Annotated in this window: 12 protein-coding genes and 1 tRNA gene; 8 read left to right on the top strand and 5 right to left on the bottom strand. The window is 66.4% G+C overall.

The window, feature by feature from the left end; all coding sequences use genetic code 11:
• Window positions 1-40: 40 nt before the first annotated feature.
• Window positions 41-2,404 carry a DNA 3'-5' helicase SftH gene (gene sftH, locus AC4ELS_RS07230; RefSeq protein ID WP_499046554.1) on the bottom strand — a complete coding sequence of 788 codons (2,364 nt, stop codon included), beginning with the start codon at window positions 2,402-2,404 and terminating at the stop codon, window positions 41-43.
• Window positions 2,405-2,701: 297 nt separating this feature from the next.
• Here sftH and AC4ELS_RS07225 point away from each other — a divergent pair, with 297 nt between their 5' ends.
• From AC4ELS_RS07225 to topA, 3 genes are all read left to right on the top strand, one after another.
• Window positions 2,702-2,905 (top strand): cold-shock protein, encoded by a 204-nt coding sequence (locus tag AC4ELS_RS07225; protein ID WP_003882601.1) that lies wholly within the window; start codon window positions 2,702-2,704, stop codon window positions 2,903-2,905.
• Window positions 2,906-3,003: 98 nt separating this feature from the next.
• Window positions 3,004-3,597 carry a hypothetical protein gene (locus AC4ELS_RS07220; RefSeq protein WP_448445364.1) on the top strand — a complete coding sequence of 198 codons (594 nt, stop codon included), beginning with the start codon at window positions 3,004-3,006 and terminating at the stop codon, window positions 3,595-3,597.
• Between the two features lie 102 nt (window positions 3,598-3,699).
• Entirely contained in the window at window positions 3,700-6,552 is a 2,853-nt protein-coding gene (gene topA, locus AC4ELS_RS07215; protein WP_448445366.1) for a type I DNA topoisomerase, read from the top strand.
• 96 nt (window positions 6,553-6,648) lie between these two features.
• Here the strand turns inward: topA and AC4ELS_RS07210 are convergent, their stop codons facing one another.
• Window positions 6,649-8,253, bottom strand: a complete 1,605-nt coding sequence (locus AC4ELS_RS07210; protein WP_498887528.1) for an adenylate/guanylate cyclase domain-containing protein — start codon at window positions 8,251-8,253, stop codon at window positions 6,649-6,651.
• Window positions 8,254-8,356: 103 nt separating this feature from the next.
• On the opposite strand from AC4ELS_RS07210, the gene AC4ELS_RS07205 reads away from it, so the two are divergent.
• From AC4ELS_RS07205 to AC4ELS_RS07195, 3 genes are all read left to right on the top strand, one after another.
• Window positions 8,357-9,565, top strand: a complete 1,209-nt coding sequence (locus AC4ELS_RS07205) for a DNA polymerase III subunit delta' (RefSeq protein ID WP_064937350.1) — start codon at window positions 8,357-8,359, stop codon at window positions 9,563-9,565.
• 56 nt (window positions 9,566-9,621) lie between these two features.
• Window positions 9,622-9,697, top strand: a tRNA-Thr gene (locus AC4ELS_RS07200).
• Window positions 9,698-9,889: 192 nt separating this feature from the next.
• A complete protein-coding gene (locus AC4ELS_RS07195) occupies window positions 9,890-11,155 on the top strand; it encodes an ATP-binding protein (RefSeq protein ID WP_064883998.1) in 1,266 nt (421 codons plus the stop codon).
• A gap of 8 nt (window positions 11,156-11,163) precedes the next feature.
• Here the strand turns inward: AC4ELS_RS07195 and AC4ELS_RS07190 are convergent, their stop codons facing one another.
• A complete protein-coding gene (locus AC4ELS_RS07190; RefSeq protein WP_448445373.1) occupies window positions 11,164-11,583 on the bottom strand; it encodes a DUF1761 domain-containing protein in 420 nt (139 codons plus the stop codon).
• Window positions 11,584-11,638: 55 nt separating this feature from the next.
• Between AC4ELS_RS07190 and AC4ELS_RS07185 the strand changes: the two genes are divergently transcribed.
• Both AC4ELS_RS07185 and AC4ELS_RS07180 read left to right on the top strand, forming a co-directional pair.
• The gene (locus AC4ELS_RS07185) at window positions 11,639-12,286 is read left to right on the top strand and encodes a winged helix-turn-helix transcriptional regulator (protein ID WP_448445375.1); all 648 of its coding nucleotides are present in this window, start codon (window positions 11,639-11,641) and stop codon (window positions 12,284-12,286) included.
• A 9-nt stretch (window positions 12,287-12,295) separates the two neighbouring features.
• The gene (locus AC4ELS_RS07180; protein ID WP_448445377.1) at window positions 12,296-12,826 is read left to right on the top strand and encodes a hypothetical protein; all 531 of its coding nucleotides are present in this window, start codon (window positions 12,296-12,298) and stop codon (window positions 12,824-12,826) included.
• On the opposite strand, the gene AC4ELS_RS07175 is transcribed toward AC4ELS_RS07180, so the two are convergent.
• Window positions 12,823-13,188 (bottom strand): carboxymuconolactone decarboxylase family protein, encoded by a 366-nt coding sequence (locus tag AC4ELS_RS07175; protein WP_064958159.1) that lies wholly within the window; start codon window positions 13,186-13,188, stop codon window positions 12,823-12,825. The two genes, AC4ELS_RS07180 and AC4ELS_RS07175, sit on opposite strands and share 4 nt — an antisense overlap.
• Before the next feature lie 27 nt (window positions 13,189-13,215).
• Window positions 13,216-13,677 (bottom strand): hypothetical protein, encoded by a 462-nt coding sequence (locus AC4ELS_RS07170; protein WP_082963397.1) that lies wholly within the window; start codon window positions 13,675-13,677, stop codon window positions 13,216-13,218.
• Between the last annotated feature and the right edge of the window lie 18 nt (window positions 13,678-13,695).

Raw genomic sequence — 13,695 nt, 5'->3', positions numbered from 1 at the left:
AGTAGTAGATCCGCGTAGTCGGCCGTCGAGGGGTCGGTCGTCAACGCGGTCGGGGGTCCGCTGAGGACGTACTCAGCGCGCCGAGCACCAGGCGGAGCACTTGTATCGCGCCCGATTTGTCCAGCGGGTCGTTCCCGTTGCCGCATTTCGGTGACTGCACGCACGAGGGGCACCCCTGCGGGCACTCACAAGCCTCGATCGCGTCGGCAGTGGCGCCCCACCACGTACTCAGATTGCGGAATCCGCGGTCGGCGAAACCCGCCCCGCCGGGATAGCCGTCGTAGACGAAGATCGACGGCAAACCGTCGACCGGTCCGACGGCCGTCGAGACTCCGCCGATGTCGCCGCGGTCGCAGCTGGCCACCAGGGGCAGCAGACCGATCGCTGCGTGTTCGGCGGCATGCAGACTTCCCGGCATGGCCAGCAGATCGATGCCGTTGTCCTGTAACGCTTCCGGGGTGATGGTGCACATCACGGCCATGGTGTCCAGGGTGCTCGGCGGCATGTCCAGTTCCACGAAATCGATGACCTCGCCATCGATCCGCCGGCGCAGGTAACCCACCACGGTGTTGGTCACCGACACCGGAACCAGGCCCACGGTGACCGGGCCGAACGTCCTGCGCTCGCCGGGACCGGTGACGGCGATGTCGGTGAGTTCCCTGGCGAACGTGCTGTAGCCCGGATCGGCGGCATGCACGAACGCCACCCCGTCCTCGAAGGACAACGAGTCGACCAGAAAGGTCTCGCCCTGGTGCAGATACACGGCGCCGGGATGCAACGACGACGCCGCCTGCCCGGCGCCGGTGCTGCCCAGTATCCTGCCGGTGTCGACCTCCAGGATCGCGATCTGACCGCCGCTGGAGCCGCGGATGTCCACGGCCGGGTGCGGATCCACCCCGGGTGCGGGGAAATAGCCGCTGGGCCGCTTCCGGAGCAGTCCGTCGTCGACCAGGGTTTCGGCCACCGCCTCGGCGTTCCACAACCTGACCTCGGCCGCGGTGAGCGGCAGCTCGGCTGCGGCGCAGAGCAACTGCGGGCCCAGCACGTGTGGATTCGTCGGGTCGATGACCACCCGCTCGATCGGCTTGTCCAGCAGTGCCGCGGGATGGTGCACCAGGTAGGTGTCCAGGGGATCGTCGCGGGCGATCAACACGATCAGCGCGCCCTGTCCGCGCCGGCCGGACCGCCCGGCCTGCTGCCAGAACGAGGTGACGGTGCCGGGAAACCCCGCCATCACCACAGCGTCGAGTCCGGCGATGTCGATACCGAGCTCGAGTGCGTTGGTGGTGGCCAGCCCACGCAGCCGGCCGTCGGTCAGGGCGTGCTCCAGTTCGCGGCGGTCCTCGGCGAGAAAACCGGCCCGGTAGGACGCCACCTGATCGGCCAGCTCCGGTGCGGTGTCCTCCAACCGGGCCCGGGTTCCCAGCGCGGTGAGTTCGGCGCCGCGCCGGGACCGGACGAAGGTCAACGTGCGTGCGCCCTCGGACATCAGGTCGGCCATGACCCGGGCGGCCTCGGCGCCGGCCGAACGCCGGACCGGCGCGCCGTTCTCGCCGGTGAGATCGTCGAGCAGGGCCGGTTCCCACAACGCGATCGTGCGGGCGCCCTGCGGTGAGCCGTCCTCGGTCACCTCGGCCACCGTCTGCCCGATCAACTCCGCGGCCGTCTCGGCCGGTGACGCCGTGGTGGCACTCGCGAAGATCACCGTCGGTACCGAAGGCTCAGCGCCGTCGGCCGCATATCTCTCGCACAATCGCAACAGGCGCCTCAGTACCATCGCCACGTTGGAACCGAAAATGCCACGGTAGTAATGACATTCGTCGACTACGACGTACTTGAGGTGACGCAGGAACACCGCCCATCGGGCATGGTTGCGCAGCAGCGACAGATGGATCATGTCCGGATTGGAGAAAATCCATCTCGACCGTTCCCGGGCGAACCGACGGACCTCGGTGGCGCTGTCACCGTCATACGGCGCCGGCGCCACGTCCCGCAGAGCGGCGACGGTCTCTGTCAGGTTCTGTGCGGTACGCAGCTGGTCGTGTCCGAGCGCCTTCGTCGGGGACAGGTACAGCACCCGGGTCTGCCGGTCCTCGGCCAACGCCGAGAGGATCGGTAATTGGTAGGCCAGGGACTTACCCGATGCGGTTCCCGTGGACACCACCACATGTCGGCCGGCGCGGGCCAATTCGGCGGCGGCGAGCTGATGCGACCACGGTGCGGTCACGCCGCGGTCCTGCAAAGCCTGAATGACCTCCGGATGGGCCCATTGCGGCCATCGATCTGGTTTGCCGGGCCGCGCCGGTATATCCGCAACATGGCGTAGCGGATCTTCCCCGGAAGGGGTGCCGTCGACAGCGCAAGCCAGCAGCTCACGGCCGAAATCCGCCCCCTGATCCAGCACTGTCCGTCCTCCTACGATCTACCCCGCCGACAACGGCCCGGATTTGTAAACGAATTGTTCACCACGCGCCGCACGACAAGACTGTCGCAGCCGACCCGAACATGGTTGACTGATCACGGTCGCAGCTTCTGTGTTTGTACTCGCACTCGCAGGATCGTCGTTGCGATCGCGGTTCCTGCGAGGGTTGTAGGTCGGGTCAGTTCCGGGCGACTCCACGAAGGATGGCGGTCGGAACGGGCCCGGTGCACCGGAAGTCGGTGGACCGCACCCGGTTGAAAGAGAAGGAAAGAACAAAAGATGCCACAGGGAACTGTGAAGTGGTTCAACGCGGAAAAGGGCTTCGGCTTCATCGCTCCGGAGGACGGCTCTGCCGACGTGTTTGTCCACTACACGGAAATCCAGGGCAGCGGATTCCGCACCCTGGAGGAGAACCAGAAGGTTGAGTTCGAGGTTGGCCAGAGCCCCAAGGGGCCGCAGGCCACGGGTGTTCGGGCCATCTGAGCCAAACAAACCCAAAGAGACACCCCCGTGTGAGTCCAAAATCGGACACCGCGGGGGTGTTCTCGTTTTTGCGGCCTGCGCTGGCCTAGTGTCGGTTTGTGAGCCAGCTGTCCTTCTTCTCGGCTGAGTCGGTGCCGCCTGCGGTGGCCGACCTGACCGGGGTGCTTGCCGGGCCGGGACAGATCGTTCTGGCGAGCAGCGGCGGTCGGCAGGCGGCCCGGATCTCGGTGGTCGTCGCCGAGCTGTGGCGGGCCAAGGGCCTGGCCGAGATGATCACCGAGGTTGGGCTGGTGCCGGAGATCTCCCGGACCGACGAGAACAACCCGCTGGTGCGTACGGCGCTGGATCCGCAGTTGATGCTGATCGCCGGGGAATGGACCAGGGGCGCGGTCAAGACAGTGCCGCCCCGATGGCTGCCCGGTGCCCGCGAGTTGCGGGCCTGGACGCTGGCGGCGGGCACACCCGAGGCCGACGACCGTTACCTGCTGGGGCTGGACCCGCATGCGCCCGATACCCATGCTCCGCTGGCCGCGGCCATGATGCGGGTAGGAATCGCCCCGACTCTGATCGGGACCAGAGGCTCCCATCCGGCCCTGCGGATCAGTGGGCGTCGACGCCTGTCACGCCTGGTGGAGAATGTCGGGGAACCGCCCGGGGAGGCCTCCGCGTTGGCGCAATGGCCACGTATTTAATGGTGCACATGCGGAGAGCCGGTTTGCGTAGGCTCGCGCGTAATGCGAAATTGTCAGTTGCCGGGCGTGGCGCGGCAACTATAGAAGTGGAGCGTAAGCACGTTGGCTGGCGATAGCGGCAGCGGTAGCAAGGGGAATGTCCGGCGACTCGTGATTGTCGAGTCGCCGACCAAGGCGCGCAAGATCGCCGGCTACCTGGGCTCCAATTACGTGGTCGAATCCTCCCGCGGGCACATTCGTGACCTGCCGCGCAATGCCGCTGACGTGCCCGCCAAGTACAAATCCGAGCCGTGGGCGCGCCTCGGGGTCAACGTCGACGACAACTTCGAACCGCTCTACATCGTCAGCCCCGAGAAGAAGAGCACTGTCACCGAGCTCAAAGACCTGCTCAAGGGTGTCGACGAGCTCTACCTCGCAACGGACGGTGACCGCGAGGGTGAGGCGATCGCCTGGCACCTCCTGGAGACGCTGAAGCCCAAGGTGCCGGTCCGGCGGATGGTGTTCCACGAGATCACCGAACCCGCGATCCGGGCCGCCGCGGAAAACCCCCGTGACCTGGACATCGCGCTGGTCGACGCGCAGGAAACCCGCCGCATCCTCGACCGGCTCTACGGCTACGAAGTGTCGCCCGTGCTGTGGAAGAAGGTCGCGCCGAAGCTGTCGGCGGGCCGGGTGCAGTCGGTGGCCACCCGCATCATCGTGCAGCGTGAGCGGGAGCGCATGGCGTTCCGCAGCGCCGGGTACTGGGACGTCAGCGCCGAGTTGGACGCGTCGGTCTCCGACCCGGAGGCCACCCCGCCCAAGTTCACCGCCAAGCTCAACACCGTCGACGGCCGCCGCGTCGCCGCCGGCCGTGATTTCGACTCGCTGGGCCAGTTGAAGAAGCCCGACGAGGTGCTCGTGCTCGACGAAGCGAGCGCCGGGGCCCTGGCCGCCGGTCTGCGCGGCGCCCAGTTGGCCGTCAGCTCCGTCGAGCAGAAGCCGTACACGCGCAAGCCCTACGCGCCGTTCATGACCTCCACGTTGCAGCAGGAGGCCGCCCGCAAGCTGCGGTTCTCCTCGGAGCGGACCATGAGCATCGCGCAGCGGTTGTACGAGAACGGCTACATCACCTACATGCGTACCGACTCGACCACGTTGTCGGAGTCGGCCATCAACGCCGCACGCAATCAGGCGCGGCAGCTCTACGGTGACGAGTACGTGCATCCGTCGCCGCGGCAGTACACCCGCAAGGTCAAGAACGCCCAGGAGGCGCACGAGGCGATCCGCCCAGCCGGTGACGTGTTCCAGACCCCGGGGCAGCTGCACGCGCAGCTGGACACCGACGAGTTCCGGCTCTACGAGCTGATCTGGCAGCGCACCGTGGCCTCCCAGATGGCTGATGCCCGCGGCACCACGCTGTCGCTGCGAATCGCCGGAGCCGCCCCGGCGGCGACATTGGACGGGGGCACCGCGGGCGTTCATCAGGTCGTCTTCAACGCATCCGGCCGCACCATCACGTTCGCGGGCTTCCTGAAGGCCTACGTCGAGAGCCTCGACGAGCAGGCCGGCGGTGAGGCCGACGACGCCGAGAGCCGTCTGCCGAACCTGACCCAGGGCCAGCGCGTCGACGCCGCCGATCTGACCGCCGACGGGCACACCACCAGCCCGCCGGCCCGCTACACCGAGGCGTCGCTGATCAAGGCCCTAGAAGAACTCGGTATCGGCCGCCCGTCGACGTACAGCTCGATCATCAAGACCATCCAGGACCGCGGCTACGTGGTCAAAAAGGGCAGTGCGCTGGTCCCGTCGTGGGTCGCCTTTGCCGTCATCGGACTGTTGGAGCAACACTTCGGCCGCCTGGTGGATTACGACTTCACCGCGGCCATGGAAGACGAGCTCGACGAGATCGCCAACGGCCAGGAACAACGCACCAACTGGCTGTCGAACTTCTACTTCGGCGGTGAGCACGGCGTCGAGGGATCCATCGCCCGCGCCGGTGGCCTCAAGCACCTCGTCGGCGGCAACCTCGAAGGCATCGACGCGCGAGAAGTCAACTCCATCAAGCTCTTCGACGACGACGAAGGTCGCGCGGTGGTGGTCCGGGTGGGCCGCAACGGGCCGTACCTGGAGCGGATGATCGCCGACCCGGACAATCCCGGTGAGCTCAAGCCGCAGCGCGCCAACCTCAAGGATGAGCTGACGCCCGACGAGCTGACCCTCGAGTTGGCCGAGAAGGCTTTCGCCACACCGCAAGAGGGCCGCGTGCTGGGTATCGACCCGGTGTCCGGGCACGAGATCGTCGCCAAGGACGGACGATTCGGTCCCTACGTCACCGAGATCCTCCCGGAACCCCCCGAGGATCCGGATGCCGGCACGACGGCCAAGAAGGGCAAGAAGCCGACCGGACCCAAGCCCCGCACCGGATCTCTCTTGCGCACAATGGATCTGGAGACCGTGACGCTGGACGACGCGCTCAAGCTGCTGTCGCTGCCCCGGGTGGTTGGTGTCGACCCGTCGAACAACGAGGAGATCACCGCGCAGAACGGCCGCTACGGTCCGTATCTCAAGCGCGGCACCGACTCTCGTTCGCTGGCCACCGAGGAACAGATGTTCACCATCACCCTCGACGAGGCCCTCAAGATCTACGCCGAGCCGAAACGCCGTGGGCGTCAGGCCGCTGCGGCCCCGCCGCTGCGTGAGCTTGGCACCGACCCGGCCTCGGGCAAGCCGATGGTGATCAAGGACGGGCGGTTCGGTCCGTACGTCACCGACGGTGAGACCAATGCCAGCCTGCGCAAGGGCGACGACGTCGCCTCGATCACCGACGAGCGCGCCTCGGAACTGCTGGCCGATCGTCGGGCCCGTGGTCCGGTGAAGAAGGCCGCGAAGAAGGCTCCGGCGAAGAAGGCTGCCGCCAAGAAAACCGCTGCCAAGAAGGCCCCGGCGAAGAAGGCCGCCGCCAAGAAGGCCTGACCTGCTCGAGCCCCGTGTTGTGCGCCGAGCGGCCAGTCATGTCACGTGCTTCGCGAAAAGGCGTGCAATAACTGGCCATTCGGCGGTCAGGCGCGTCTAGGTCGAGCTCCGCACATCGTCGTCGGTGACGTCGCGTTCGGCTTCGCGCTCCAGATCCCGTGGCAGGACCAGGTTCATCGGGCGGGCCAGCTGAGTGGGCACGGTGCGTCCGCGCAGTTCGACGATCTCGCCGACGTCCCAGCTCAGTGCCTCGGCGTCCAGGGCGCCGCTGACCGCGATCGCCGAGGCCAGCACATGGCCCTCCTCCAGCTTGGCGAGCTCGGTGAGGCGGGCGGCCTCGTTCACCGGATCGCCGATCACGGTGTACTCGAACCGGGCCTGAGCGCCGATATGGCCGGCGATCGCGCGGCCGGCCGATACACCGATACCGAACTCGGTGTCGGTGCCCAGCACGCTGAGCAGCTCGTCGTGCAGTTCACGCGACGCCGCCAGCGCACCGCCGGAGGCGTCGGGATGCTCGATCGGGGCACCGAAAATGGCCAGGGCCGCGTCACCCTGGAACTTGTTGACGAATCCGCCGTGCCGGTTGACCGTGTCGACGATGACCCGGAAGAACTCGTTGAGCAGGTTCACCACGTCGCCGGCCGGGATCGTCGACGCCAGATGCGTCGAACCCACCAGGTCCACGAACAGCACCGCCACATCGCGTTCCTGGCCGCCGAGTTCGGTGCCGCGCTCCAGGGCGCGTCGGGCGACGTCCTCACCCACATAGCGGCCGAACAGGTCACGTAGTCGTTGCCGCTCGGCCAGCTCGCGCACCATGTCGTTGAACCCGGCCTGCAGCAGGCCCAGCTCGCTGGCGTCGTAGATCTGCATGTGCGCGTTGTAGTTACCGCGCTGCACCTCGCCCAACGCCCAGCGCAGCTGGCGCAGCGGGTCGGCGATCGACATCGCCACCAGGACGGTGCCGGACAGCCCGATCACCAGCGCGGCCACGGCCAACAGCAACAGCGGGGTGATCAGCCGGTCCGCCGATGCGGTCAGGATCGAGAACTTGCTGGCCACCAGCGCCAGGACGATGGCAAGGACCGGCACGCCCGTCGACAGCACCCAGGTCAGCACCTGGCGCAGAATCACCCCTGGGGCGCGGAAGTTCTCCGGAACCCCGCCGCGCAGCGCGGCCACCGCAACCGGCCGCAGCACCCGCTCGGACTGCAGGTAGCCGATGATCGCCGTGGCCGTCGCCCCGAGTGCGGTGGCGACGAGAACCACGGGGGCCGACTTACTGGCCACCGGCCAGCTGGCCACGATGAACACGATCGAGCCCAGCAGCCAGTTCGTGACGCTGATCAGGGTGCGGTAAAAGGGCATCTTCAGCGCCCGTACGCGGGCCAACTCGGTGATGCCGGGGTCCGACTTCGTCAGCAGGGTGTCGCGGCGCTGCCACCGGATCACCGGGATCAGCAGCCGCAGGGCCAGGTAGGCGCCGACGGTGAACGACACGAACAGATACCCCAGGAAGATCGCCAGGTTGAGCACTGGCAGATCCTGGAGCTGGATGCGGTCCTCGGGAGGCAGACCGAAGCGCAGGAAGCCGAGCACGAACAGCGCGCCGATGATGTCGGCCTGCAGCATGCCCAGCGTGAACACCGGCCACGGGGTACGCGCCACCCATCGGACGAATGCATTGATTCGCCTCATGGGTATTGCCTCCGCGGTCACCCGTTCACCGTATCGGGCCCCAGGGACGTTGAGCGCCTGCTGTGACGTGGTTGTGTCGGCTTGACCACTACTGTTGGGGACGATGAGCGGGGTCTTTTCGCGGCTGGTGGGCCAGCATGCGGTGGAACAGGAGCTGGTGGCGGCCGCGTCGGCGGCCCGAGGTGATTCGCCACACAGTGGCACCACCGTGGGGACCATGACACATGCCTGGCTGATCACCGGCCCGCCCGGATCGGGGCGTTCGGTCGCCGCACTGTGCTTCGCGGCGGCCCTGCAGTGCACGTCAGAGGGGACGCCGGGGTGCGGTGAATGCCGGGCCTGTACGACGACGATGGCCGGGACCCACGCCGATGTGCGCCGCATCGTGCCCGAGGGACTGTCGATTGCGGTCAAGGAGATGCGCGAGATCGTCCAGATCGCCTCGCGCCGGCCCGGGACCGGGCGGTGGCAGGTCGTGGTGATCGAGGATGCCGACCGGCTCACCGAGGGCGCGGCCAACGCGCTGCTCAAGGTGGTGGAGGAGCCACCGGCGTCGACTGTGTTCCTGCTCTGCGCGCCGTCGGTGGACCCCGAGGACATCGCGATCACGCTGCGTTCCCGGTGCCGGCACGTGGCGCTGACCACGCCGTCGGTGGATGCCATCGCCGACGTGCTGATCTCCGGTGACGGGCTGCCCGAGGCCGACGCACGCTGGGCGGCATCCGTCAGCGGCGGCCATGTGGGGCGGGCCCGGCGGCTGGCGACCGATCCCGAGGCCAGGGACCGCCGGAAACGGGCGCTCGGGCTGGCCCGCGACGCGGCGACGCCGGCGCGGGCGTTCGCGGCGGCCGAGGAGATGGTGGCCGTCGCCGAGTCCGAGGCACTGGCGTTGACCGCGGGGCGCAACGAGACCGAGACCGAGGAGCTCAAGACCGCACTCGGGGCGGGTGGGACCGGAAAAGGTACCGCTGCCACCACCCGCGGGACTGCCGGTGCGCTCAAGGAGCTCGAGCGACGGCAGAAGTCACGGCAGACCCGCGCCTCCCGCGATGCGCTGGATCGGGCCCTGATCGACCTGGCCACCTACTTCCGCGATGCCCTGCTGGTGTCGTCGGGCGCCGGCGGAGTCACGGCGAACCACCCGGACATGGCCGAGAAGGTGGAGGCCATGGCCGCCCACGTGCCACCCGACCGGCTGCTGCGCTGTATTGAGGCGGTGCTGGAATGCCGTGAAGCGCTGGCCGTCAACGTCAAGCCGAAGTTCGCCGTCGACGCCATGGTGGCGACCGTCGGGCAGGCGCTACGTGGGTGAGTTGGGTCCTGGGCAGCGTCTGCCGTAAAGTGGTGCCGCCCGGTTCGCCCGGGTGCGCCACCCTAGCTCAGTCGGTAGAGCAATTCACTCGTAATGAATAGGTCAGGGGTTCGATTCCCCTGGGTGGCTCCACGCTTTTTTTAGTCGGCTCTGGTGGACCGTCCCTTTCTGCTCCGGCAGGCCGACGGCATACATTCACCTGGCTTTTCATCTAGTCGCCGGTCGGCGTTTTCCACACCGCGAACGCTGACTATGCTGCGATCTGTTAGGTCGAATTGCTGCGATTTGTTAGATGCATACCCTGTGATTTGTTAGATTCGCTTCGTGGCATATCGACCGAGGTTGGTTGACCAGCTCCTCGACGATCTGTTTCCGTACACCGCCGCCATCGCACTGGAGGGCGCCAAGGGAGTGGGGAAGACGGCCACCGCGGCCCAGCGAGCCACGTCGACCCTGAAACTGGATGACGATGGGCAGCGATCGGCACTGGCGGCTGACCTCGGACTGATCGATCGGCTGACTCCGCCGATTCTCATCGATGAATGGCAGCTACTCCCGTCGATATGGGACCGAGTCCGCCGTGGCGTCGATCAGTCGCCGGAAGGTGGGAGATTTCTGTTAACGGGATCGGCGCAGGTAGCGGCAGGCACCAGGATCCATTCCGGTGCGGGCCGCATCCTCAGCGTGATCATGCGGCCGATGTCCGTTTCCGAGCGAGGCCTGACCAGCACGGCGGTATCGCTTCGTTCCCTACTGGGCGGCCGCCAGAGGCTGGTTGAAGGGCAGACCGACGTTGCCTTGCCCGATTATGCCGAAGAAATTGTGCGCTCTGGATTCCCGGGGATTCGGGATCTACCTCCGCGGGTCCGGCGTGCGCAGCTCAACGGATACTTGAGCCGAATCGTTGAGCGCGAACTTCCCGAGAACGGGATGGCAGTCCGTCAACCTGCTGCGTTGCGGGCTTGGCTCGCGGCGTACGGGGCGGCAACGTCGACGGATGCGGCTTACAGCGTGATCCTCGATTCCGCTACGCCGGGCGAGTCTGATAAGCCTGCCAGGCAGACCGTCGCCCAATACCGTGAACACCTGCAACGACTGTTCATTCTTGACCCGATCAGTCCATGGATTCCGTCCTTCACCCCGCTCAAGCGGCTGACGAAGACTCCCAAGCATCACCTTGTAGACCCAGCACTTGCGGCAGCGTTGTTCGGCGTCGACGTCGATGCATTGCTCGGTGGGATGACCGCTCCGGGGCCGGCCGGCATGTGGCTCGGAGCGCTGTTCGAATCTCTTGTCGCGCAGTCGATTAGGGTATACGCGGAAGCTGTCGAAGCAACGGTCGGGCACCTTCGCACTCAAAACGGCGACCACGAGATCGATTTGATCGTCGAAGGGCCGGGGATGAGAGTGATCGCGATCGAAGTGAAGCTGGCGCCAACCGTCGACGACAAGGACGTACGCCATCTCAACTGGCTCAAGGGGCAGATCGGTGACCGGTTGGTGGAGCGGATCGTCGTGAACACCGGACAATTCGCGTACCGACGGCCAGATGGCGTGGCGGTGATTCCGTTGGCGCTGCTAGGGCCGTGAGGCGGGGCCTACGCCAGCAGGCCGATGACCAGAGTCATGCCGATGAACAACGCCAGTTGATACGCGCTGTTGATCACGGTGAGCCGTGCCGGCTTCAACTCGAAAGCGTTGTGCTGCGCCAACGTAGACAGCGACAGCCCGAGCCAGGCCGCAGCTCCGACCGCCAGGGCGAGCCAGAGGGAATCACTGCCGAAGAACCCGAAGGTAATAGAGCAGGCGGCGGTGAGCGCGATCGCCGTCACGAGTAGCGACACCAGTAGAACGACGAAGGGGCGCTTGCCCACTCGCTCCGAGTCCTCCTTGGTCACCCCGGTCAGCTTTCGCCAGGCGCTGCCGACCAGGCCCCAATCGCTGTACCAGACCCACGCGATCGCCATCCCGACCGCGGTGGCCACGACTACTGCCAACCAACTGATGCTCAACGCCATGCGAAATCACCCCTCCTCGTCCGACATCCTCCCAATGTGATTGATAAAATCAAGTATGGTTGAAAATATCAATCAAACCGGGAAGGTTTCCCGCTCCTACGGGCAGTTCTGCGGTCTCGCTCGGTCGCTGGATGTTGTGGGTGACCGCTGGACGCTGCTGATCGTGCGGGAGTTGCTTCCCGGTGCGATGCGGTACGGCGAGTTGAAGGCCTCGCTCGCAGGGATCGCCACCAATCTCCTGGCGGAGCGGCTTCGCACCATGGAGACGAACGGAATCGTCGAACGACGCCTCGACGACACCGGGGTCGTCTACGGACTCACGCCCTGGGGTGCGGCGCTCCGCGAGCCGATGGAGGCGCTCGGAAGGTGGGGCGTTCCGCTGCTGGCGACGGGGCGTGGCGAAGATGAGTTCCGGCCTCGCTGGCTCACCCTCGCCCTGCCTGCCCTACTTCTCGGCGTCACGGCCACCCCGGCCGTCGAACTCGGGATCGAGACCGACGGCTTTCTGATGACCTTGCGCATCGATGAGACCGGTCCGAGTGCCTTCGTCCCGAACGATCGGCCCGGTGCGGTCCTCACCGCCTCGCCCGACAGTGTCGTAGGACTTGCGGTCGGAGCGATCACCGTGGACCAGGCCCTCGCCGACGGAGCTTTCCAGGGTGACGTGAAAATGCTGCGTTCGGTGTTCCCGCCGGGCCGATAGGCTCACCGCATGGCACGGATCGTGGTGGGGGCGGCCTTCCTGGCAGCGGTTTCACTGACATCGCCGGTGGCCGGGGCCGATCCGGGGCAGATCCCGGATCTCGGTGGTTACACCGCGGTGGATGTTCACCCCTACAACACGTATTACAACTATCCGACGACGAACGGCGCGCAGTTCGTCACCCCGGGCGGATACCGCTGCCGGATCACCTACACCGGCCGTGCCAATCCACCAATGAAGCAAGCCACCTGCTGGGGTGCGCTGCCCGGTACCACGAGCAACTTCGTCAGCGTTTTCGCGGCCATGCAACTCGATCCGGCAAAATTCTCCACCGGGGATCTGGCCAACATGGAGAAGTACACGGACTACAAAGAGCCGCGTGACCGCACGGTTGACCCCGCTGACTACAAGCTGCTTCCCGCGGGCAGCAAGCTTGTCTACCCCGACACCGGGACGTGCGCCGTCACCGACGTGAGCACGGTGTGCGTGATCGGTGACCACGGCTTCGAGCTGTCGAAGACGGGCAGCCGGGTCTTCTAGTCCTTGGCCAGCGCTTCACGCGCCACGTTGCGGGCGGTATTCGCAGCGGGGAATCCCGCATAACCGCTGGCGTGGTAGATGACTTCGGCGATCTCGTCCTCGGTGAGGCCGTTTCGCAGCCCAATCCTGACGTGCGACTCGAACTCATCGGTGGCCCGCAGGGCGATCAAGATGCCCATGGTGACCAGGCTGCGGTCACGCCGGCTCAGGCCCTCGCGACTCCACAACCGGCCGAAGACATTGTCGACGCCGATGCCCATCAGCTCGTCGCCGAAGCTGCCGTCGGGCTCCACAACGTCTGCCGGCAGATGCGGCACCATCTCCTGGAGGACCCGCAGACCCTGTTCGCGTACGTCAGTCATGCCTGCCAGCTTGGCACGCGCTCCGAATCAGTCGTCGACCGATCGCATCACGAGTGTGTTCGATCCGCTGTGGAGATAGGCGGTCGACCGCCAGTCATCGTTGCTGAGTGCGGTATCCAATGCTGGGCCGGTGAGGAAGGGGCCGCCTGGCACATCCTTTTGCAGCTTCTCTGTGAGCTCTGGGGCCTCAGCTGTTGCGGTGGGGACGTACTTCGACCGCAGCGCATCTGCCGTGGCCGGTTCGAGTTCGATGATCGCTTCGATCCAGTAGTCCGATGGCCCGGGAACCGTTGCCCGGCCATCTGGTTGGACACCGAGGGTGCCGCCCATCCAGGTGGCCGAGATGGGGTGGCCGATCGCCGGGAAGCGTTTCGTGAGGGGTTCGAGATCGTGGCGGATCTGGTCGGAAGTTGTGTCGCCGCTAGGAGCGTCACCGGTCGGGTTGCACGCGGAGACAACGAAAGTCAGGCATACGAGGATTGCTGCCACTACTCGTTGTGGCGTCAC

The sequence above is a fragment of the Mycobacterium shunyiense genome, from assembly GCF_058270035.1.
This window is presented reverse-complemented; position numbering and strand designations above follow the sequence as displayed.

What these genes read in the sequence shown, in the direction of transcription:
- AC4ELS_RS07180 (WP_448445377.1), top strand. Translation starts at nt 12,296, where the DNA reads ATGGCACGGATCGTGGTGGGGGCGGCCTTCCTGGCAGCGGTTTCACTG.
- AC4ELS_RS07175 (WP_064958159.1), bottom strand. Translation starts at nt 13,188, where the DNA reads ATGACTGACGTACGCGAACAGGGTCTGCGGGTCCTCCAGGAGATGGTG.
- AC4ELS_RS07225 (WP_003882601.1), top strand. Translation starts at nt 2,702, where the DNA reads ATGCCACAGGGAACTGTGAAGTGGTTCAACGCGGAAAAGGGCTTCGGC.
- AC4ELS_RS07190 (WP_448445373.1), bottom strand. Translation starts at nt 11,583, where the DNA reads ATGGCGTTGAGCATCAGTTGGTTGGCAGTAGTCGTGGCCACCGCGGTC.
- AC4ELS_RS07210 (WP_498887528.1), bottom strand. Translation starts at nt 8,253, where the DNA reads ATGAGGCGAATCAATGCATTCGTCCGATGGGTGGCGCGTACCCCGTGG.
- AC4ELS_RS07185 (WP_448445375.1), top strand. Translation starts at nt 11,639, where the DNA reads ATGGTTGAAAATATCAATCAAACCGGGAAGGTTTCCCGCTCCTACGGG.
- AC4ELS_RS07205 (WP_064937350.1), top strand. Translation starts at nt 8,357, where the DNA reads ATGAGCGGGGTCTTTTCGCGGCTGGTGGGCCAGCATGCGGTGGAACAG.